Annotated in this window: 6 protein-coding genes; 2 read left to right on the forward strand and 4 right to left on the reverse strand. The window is 72.4% G+C overall.

Features of this window, described 5'->3' with window-relative positions; all coding sequences use genetic code 11:
- Positions 1-122: 122 nt before the first annotated feature.
- The 4 genes from ACFXB5_RS23925 to ACFXB5_RS23940 form a co-directional block, all read right to left on the reverse strand.
- Positions 123-1,367, reverse strand: a complete 1,245-nt coding sequence (locus tag ACFXB5_RS23925; RefSeq protein ID WP_385211288.1) for a DUF5667 domain-containing protein — start codon at positions 1,365-1,367, stop codon at positions 123-125.
- A 217-nt stretch (positions 1,368-1,584) separates the two neighbouring features.
- Positions 1,585-2,391: an ECF subfamily RNA polymerase sigma factor, BldN family gene (locus tag ACFXB5_RS23930; protein ID WP_201858445.1), complete on the reverse strand. Its 807-nt coding sequence runs from the start codon at positions 2,389-2,391 to the stop codon at positions 1,585-1,587.
- Between the two features lie 516 nt (positions 2,392-2,907).
- Positions 2,908-3,831 (reverse strand): HAD family phosphatase, encoded by a 924-nt coding sequence (locus tag ACFXB5_RS23935; protein WP_201858444.1) that lies wholly within the window; start codon positions 3,829-3,831, stop codon positions 2,908-2,910.
- Between the two features lie 129 nt (positions 3,832-3,960).
- Positions 3,961-4,239 (reverse strand): glutaredoxin family protein, encoded by a 279-nt coding sequence (locus ACFXB5_RS23940; RefSeq protein ID WP_201858443.1) that lies wholly within the window; start codon positions 4,237-4,239, stop codon positions 3,961-3,963.
- 384 nt (positions 4,240-4,623) lie between these two features.
- Here ACFXB5_RS23940 and ACFXB5_RS23945 point away from each other — a divergent pair, with 384 nt between their 5' ends.
- Both ACFXB5_RS23945 and ACFXB5_RS23950 read left to right on the forward strand, forming a co-directional pair.
- On the forward strand, positions 4,624-5,427 hold the full coding sequence (locus ACFXB5_RS23945; protein ID WP_385211292.1) for a redox-sensing transcriptional repressor Rex: 804 nt from the start codon (positions 4,624-4,626) through the stop codon (positions 5,425-5,427).
- A complete protein-coding gene (locus ACFXB5_RS23950) occupies positions 5,424-6,911 on the forward strand; it encodes a glutamyl-tRNA reductase (protein WP_385211295.1) in 1,488 nt (495 codons plus the stop codon). Before ACFXB5_RS23945 ends, ACFXB5_RS23950 begins: the two co-directional genes overlap by 4 nt.
- The last annotated feature ends 111 nt before the right edge of the window (positions 6,912-7,022 follow it).

Here is a 7,022-nt window from a genome sequence, read left to right on the forward strand (position 1 = left end):
CGGCCCCCTAGCGGGGGGGGGCGCGTCGGGGGCCTAGGTGCCGCCCCCCGGGGGGGGGGGTTATATTGGCCGGTCGGGCGCGGGGGGGGGGGGGCCCCCCCCCCCCCACCCCCAGACCATTTTCACCTCGTGTCGTCGCCGTCGATGCTCAGGCCCGGCAGCAGGTCCGGGAGCAGCGGGGGAATGGTGATGTCCGGCTGGGACGGCTTGCTGCCCGGGTCGCCCTTGCCCGTGGACGGGCTGGGGCTCGATCCGCCGCCGAGCGGCGGGTCCAGCAGATCGCCGGCGCCGCCCACCAGGCCGCCGCTCTGGCTGTGGGTGCTCGCCGAGGACGACGGGTGCGGCCGAGGGGCCGTCTTCTCGTCGGTGCGGCTGCCGCTCGGGGTGGCCGAGGCGGACGCCGGGCGGTCGTCCGGGTCCAGCCCGCCCGCGCGCTGCGGCGGGTGGCCGGTCTGCGGGCCGGACTGGGCCTGCTGCTCCTTCTTCGTGGGCAGCAACGCCCGCAGCGGACCGACCTCTTGGTCTATGGCGTCGAAGACCGAGCTCACCTCGTCGCCGACGTCCATGAGCTGGACCGGCAGCTGCTCGCGCAGCCGGCTCCAGCCGTCGCGGTGGGCCTGGGAGAAGGTGGACAGCTGCTGGATCGGGCCGAGCGAGCCGTCGCGCTGATAGACCTGGTGCAGCAGCCGGTGGCCCTCGGAGGCGTCATGGCGCATCCCGGCCAGGACCCGGCGGATCTCGCCCAGCGAGTCATGGTCCAGATCGCCGGTGCGGGTCCGCTCCATCAGGCGGCGCGCCTCGCTCATCCGCGTGGACGCCTGGTCCAGATAGATCCGGCCCCGGTCGGCGTCGCCGTCCGCCATCTCGAGCTTGAGGTCTTCCATACCGCGCTTGAACCCGTAGAGGGTGTCGCCCGGCAGTGCGTTCGAGCTGGCCGCGGCGACGCCGCCGAACGCGCCCGCCGCCACGCCGACCGTGAGCCCCCCGGCCGCGAGCCCCTTGGACCAGCGGGAACGGGGGCGGAATCTTGCCACCGGGGGTTTGGCCCGGTGGGCGCCACTGGGGCGGCGGCGCTGCTCGGGAACGCGCGGCGCCCCCTCGGCGAAGGCCGCCTCCATGGCGGCGAGCAGCTGCGCCCGCTGGGTGACGCGGACCTCCGGGTCCAATGTCGGTGCCGGCAGCTCGCCCAGCCCGCTCGCCAGGGCCAGCAGCCGTCTCCGCTCGGCGCTCTCCGCCGATGAGGAACCTGGCTGTTGCTGCGGCGTCTCGTCCCGGGCGGCCTGGTGGTTGCTCTCCAGGGCCTCCAGGGCCTCCAGGGCCTTGGCGAAGGCGTTCGCCCGCCGGTGTGCCGATACGTTCGCGATCACAGGCGGCACCTCCTCTCGTCGTGACGGTCGACTCCCCAGGACACCCGAGGGTTCCGTGCCATGCGCGCATCCACCCGATCGAGTGAGTGGATCACGGGCAGGGCACCACCACAAGGCGCCTGCATCCCCCACAACGAGCGGCGCAGCACCCGGGTTACGCCCTCCCCGAGGGCCCTCCCGACGGGCCGACGGACCGTGGCCGGGAGGCTACGGGCGGTCAGCGGGCGTCGTCCGGAAGAAGCCGGGCCAGAGTGCGTACGGCCCGGTACTGAAGCGTTTTGATCGCACCCTCGTTCTTCCCCATGACCCGGGCGGTCTCGGCGACCGAGAGGCCCTGGAGGAAGCGGAGCGTCACACACTCCTGCTGCTGCGGGTTGAGTTTTCGCACCGCCTGCAGCAGGGCGGCGTTGGACAGCGATTCGAGGACGGAGTCCTCGGGGCTGCGCTCGACCTCGTTGGCGTCCAGCATCTCGCCGGTGGTGACCTCCAGCCGGAAGCGGCTGGACTTGAAGTGGTCGGCGACGAGGTTGCGGGCGATGGTCACCAGCCAGGCGCCGAAGTCGCGGCCCTGCCAGGTGAAGGTGCCGATGCGGCGCAGGGCGCGCAGGAACGTCTCACTGGTGAGGTCCTCGGCCGTGGCCCGGCCGCCCACGCGGTAGTAGATGTAGCGGTAGACCGTGTCGGCGTACTGGTCGTAGAGCCTGCCGAACGCCTCGGCCTCTCCGGACTGGGCGCGCTCGACGAGGTCCATCATGCGGCGGCTGTCGCTGTCGGCGCCGGGGCGCCGGGCGGTGGGGGCGGAGCCGCGGGAACGTCTGCCGACCGCGGCACCGCCGTCCGCCAGGGCGTAGCACGGACCGGCCTGGCCGGGGCGGTCGACCGTGCCGACGGCTGGGCTGGCGGGCTGTGGGGTGGCGAGGGCGGGGACGGCATACGCGGTGGGGACGAAGCCGCGCAGACAGTCGAGGACCGTTGCGCGCAGCGTAGCCAGGCCCGAGGCGTCAACCCCGACGTGTGGGTACACGGGACTCCCAGAGGCAGAGCTTCCATCACGTGCAGTACGGGACCGTCACCCGCCGTAGGGACGCGTGGGTACCGTTTTGCGTCTAAGGAGAATAACGCTTCGTACAGGCGGCACTACACCCAGTTGCTCAAATCATCGTTTCCGTTCGCTCTGTTATGGATTGATGTCGCATCAAGTGTGGAACGTGTACCGCCAATTGACCGGAACCGTTCGTGGGTTGTGCGATTGTGTGGCGTGTTGTGACAAAGCGGCGGTAAGGGGACTGGCGGGGGCGCTGTGGGGTAGGAAGCGCGGAATGACCGAAACAGGGCGGGCGCGTTCGGTTGGTGACGCTGTGTATCGATGGGCACGTCGTCACGGAGTGCGATCGGCGGTCAGCCTTGACCGTCCTCGGTCACGGTCGTACGCAGGCGGTCAGCACCGCCCGAACGGGGCACTCCGGAAGGGGCTCAGCGGGAGGTCAGCGGGAGGCCGGCGAGGGGATCGGAGGCCGGGACGGGCCTCGGCCGCCGGTGGTCAGCGGCGCCGGCGGTGCAGGGCCACGGCGGCCGCTGTGCCGCCCGCCACCGCGCCCACCCCGGCCGCCGCCGGGATGCCGATCTTGGCCGCTTTACGTCCGGTGCGGTAGTCGCGCAGCCGCCAGCCGTGCTCACGGGCGTGCCTGCGCAGCCGGGTGTCCGGATTCACCGCGTACGGATGGCCCACGATCGACAGCATCGGGATGTCGTTGGCGGAGTCGCTGTAGGCCGCGCAGCGGGTCAGGTCCAGCCCCTCGGCCCCCGCCAGCGCCCGTACGGCCTCGGCCTTGGCCGGGCCGTGCAGCGGCTCGCCGACCAGTCGGCCGGTGTAGATGCCGCCCACCGACTCGGCCACCGTGCCCAGCGCCCCGGTCAGCCCCAGCCGCCGGGCGATGATCGTCGCGGTCTCGACCGGCGCGGCGGTCACCAGCCAGACCCGCTGCCCGGCGTCCAGGTGGGCCTGGGCGAGGGCGCGGGTGCCGGGCCAGATGCGGTCGGCCATGTACTCGTCGTAGATCTCCTCGCCGATCGACATCAGCTCGGAGACCCGGTGGCCCTTGACGATGGACAGGGCGCTGCTGCGCACGTCCTCCATGTGCGCCGGGTCCTCGACCCCGGCCATCCGGAACCAGGTCTGCTGCCAGGCGAAGCGGGCGAGTTCGCGCTTGCGGAAGAAGTGCCGCTTGTAGAGGCCGCGGCCGAAGTGGAAGAGCGCGGCGCCCTGCATGACCGTGTTGTCCAGGTCGAAGAAGGCGGCGGCCCGCTCGTCCCCGACGACGGGGAACTCGGGTTCGGCGGGGAGCTGCGCCGCGGGGGTCTCGGCCGACGACTTGCGCGCGGCCTCGGCCGATGCCTCTCCGGCGAGGACACTCCGCTCGGTGGCGGGTCGTCGACGTCGGGTGAACCATCCCAGTGCGGCCATGAAGCGAGCATAGCCAGCGCTCCGGCGCATCCCGTTACGCCCGGGTGTCGGGCCGATTCAGGTTACGCGAAAGGGAGGCGCGCAAGGGAGGCGCGCAAGGGAGGCGCGGGCCCGGTGCGGGGGCCGGAATCAGCCGCCGAGCGCGGTGCGCAGCCGCTGGGGGTTCACCCGCCAGAAGTCGTGCTGCTCGCCGTCGATGAGCACCACCGGGATCTGCTCCCAGTAGGCGCGGTACAGCTCCTCGTCCTGGGTGATGTCCTTCTTCTCCCAGGGGGTGCCCAGCTCGCCGCAGACCTCCTCGACCACGGCCTCGGCGTCCTCGCACAGATGGCAGTCGGGCTTGCCGATCAGCGTGACCGTGCGCTCGGTGGGCTTCTTCCGCGGGGTGCGGCGCAGCAACGGGCTCATGGCCACAAGTGTGCCCGCCCGCGTGTGCCCGCCCGCGCGGGCGGGCCGCTTCCGATGAGTCCGGGCCGGTTCCGGCGAGTTCGGAAGTGGGCTCTCGGTCGATTACGATCGTGGGCGTTTTGTTGCTGTCCGGGGGTAAAAGGTGAGGAGTGAGGGCTTGTGCTCCGGTCGGCGGCCCAGCGGGGCGAGCGAGCCCGCGGGAAACGGTGCGACGCAGGTAGTGGTTCCGCGGCTGGCTCGATAAGGCGCGTGACACCGGTCACTTTGCTCGGACAAAGTGGACACCATCTTTGTGCACGCGTTCACAAAGACATAGCCTGCTGTCGATGGGGCGGTCATGAAACACCCGGCCGCCCGCAGCCTCGCTCTACCCGCAGGAGCACCGTGGCAACTGGCCGAACTCACCGACCGGCGACCCGCAGCCGAGGGATCCCCGAGGCCACCGTCGCCCGGCTACCGCTGTATCTGCGTGCGCTGACGGCTCTCTCCGAGCGTTCGGTGCCCACAGTGTCCTCGGAGGAGCTGGCCACCGCGGCCGGCGTCAATTCGGCCAAGCTGCGCAAGGACTTCTCCTATCTCGGTTCGTACGGCACCCGCGGTGTCGGCTACGACGTGGAGTACCTCGTCTACCAGATCTCGCGGGAGCTCGGGCTCACCCAGGACTGGCCGGTTGTGATCGTCGGCATCGGTAACCTCGGCGCCGCGCTCGCCAACTACGGCGGCTTCGCCTCGCGTGGCTTCCGGGTCGCCGCGCTGATCGACGCCGACCCCACGATGGCCGGGAAGCCGGTCGCGGGCATCCCGGTGCAGCACACCGACGAGCTCGAGAAGATCATCACGGACAACGGGGTCTCGATCGGCGTCATCGCCACCCCGGCGGGCGCGGCCCAGCAGGTCTGCGACCGGCTCGTGGCCGCCGGGATCACCTCGATCCTCAACTTCGCGCCCACCGTGCTGTCCGTTCCGGACGGGGTGGACGTGCGCAAGGTCGATCTCTCGATCGAGCTGCAGATCCTCGCCTTCCATGAGCAGCGCAAGGCGGGCGAGGAGGTCGGCGCCCCCGAGGAGGCCGCGGGGGCGGTTCCACCGCCGCCCGTGACGCCCCATCGGGCGCCCTCCGGCGCCCCCGGCGCCGACAGCGGTCGGCAAGGACCTGACGGGGACGTGCCCGCCGTGATGCCGGCATGAGTCTCCTCGTCGTCGGACTGAGTCACCGCAGCGCGCCCGTGAGCGTGCTGGAGCGCGCCGCCCTGGTGGGGGACGAGCAGGCGAAGCTGGTGCAGGACACCCTCGCCGCCGAGCCCGCCACCGAGGCCGCGGTGCTGGCCACCTGCAACCGCATCGAGCTCTACGCCGACGTGGACAAGTTCCACGCCGGGGTCGCCGAGCTGTCCACGCTGCTCGCCCAGCACACCGGCGTCGGACTGGACGAGCTCACCCCGTACCTCTACGTCCACTACGAGGACCGGGCCGTCCACCATCTGTTCTCGGTGGCCTGCGGGCTGGACTCGATGGTCGTGGGCGAGGGCCAGATCCTCGGCCAGATCAAGGACGCGCTGGCGCTGGGGCAGGAGCTGCACACCGCCGGGCGGCTGCTGAACGATCTCTTCCAGCAGGCGCTGCGGGTCGGCAAGCGGGCCCACAGCGAGACCGGGATCGACCGGGCCGGCCAGTCGCTGGTCACCTTCGGCCTGGAGCAGCTGGCCCAGGGCGCGCCGGTGGCGGAGTGGGCCCGGGGCAAGCGGGCCCTGGTGATCGGCGCCGGTTCGATGTCCTCGCTGGCCGCGGCGACGCTCGCGCGCGCCGGTGTATCAGAACTGGTGATCGCCAACAGGACGTTGGAGCGGGCGCTGCGCCTGGCCGAGTCCCTGGCCCAGCAGCACGCCGCCACCCCGGCCGCGATCACTCCGGTCGGTGATGACATCTCCGCCGGTGCGGAAACGTTGCGCGAGGGCCTGGTGGCCCGCGCCGTGCCGCGGGACCGGGTCTCCGCCGAGCTGCCGCACGCCGACATCGTCGTGTCCTGTACGGGCGCGACCGGGCTGGTCCTGACCGCCGCCGAGCTGCGCACCGCGCTCGCCCAGCGCGCGGCCTGCCCGCCCCGGGCGCACCCCGTGGGGACGGGCGTCTCGCTGCTGGACCTGGCGATGCCGCGCGACATAGACGCGGCGGCGCACCGGATCGAGGGGCTGCACCTGGTCGACATCGAGTCCCTCGCTGAGGCGGCCGCCGAGCCGTCCGGCGCTCCGGGCTCGTCCGCCGGGGCGATGGCCGCCGACGTGGACCGGGTGCGGGCCATCGTCTCCGAGGAGGTGGCCGCCTTCGGGGCGGCCCAGCGCGCCGCGCATATCACCCCGACGGTGGTCGCGCTGCGTACCATGGCGGCGGACGTCGTCGCCAGTGAGATCGCCCGCCTCGACGGGCGACTTCCCGATCTGGACGACAAGCAGCGGGCCGAGATCACGCAGACCGTGCGCCGGGTCGTCGACAAGCTGCTGCACGCGCCCACCGTGCGGGTCAAGCAGCTCGCGAGCACTCCGGGCGGCGCCGGTTACGCGGACGCGCTGCGGGAGCTCTTCGATCTCGACCCGCAGGCGGTCGCCGCCGTCAGCCGCGCCGACGGCTCGGCCCGCACCGCGGAACCGAACGACCCGAAGGGAGGCCGGGCATGAACCCCACCCCCTCACCCCCCGCCGCCCGGGGGCCACCCCCCCGTCCCCCTGTGCCCCCGCCCCCGCGGGACAGACAGCCCCCGACCGCCCGGAGGCGGGCGCGCTCGCGCC

The organism is Streptomyces sp. NPDC059455 (genome assembly GCF_042750115.1).
In the GTDB taxonomy this organism is placed as follows: Bacteria; Actinomycetota; Actinomycetes; order Streptomycetales; family Streptomycetaceae; genus Streptomyces; species Streptomyces endocoffeicus.

Coding starts and splice junctions, on each gene's coding strand:
- ACFXB5_RS23935 (WP_201858444.1), bottom strand. CDS start 3,831: ATGGCCGCACTGGGATGGTTCACCCGACGTCGACGACCCGCCACCGAG.
- ACFXB5_RS23940 (WP_201858443.1), bottom strand. CDS start 4,239: ATGAGCCCGTTGCTGCGCCGCACCCCGCGGAAGAAGCCCACCGAGCGC.
- ACFXB5_RS23950 (WP_385211295.1), top strand. CDS start 5,424: ATGAGTCTCCTCGTCGTCGGACTGAGTCACCGCAGCGCGCCCGTGAGC.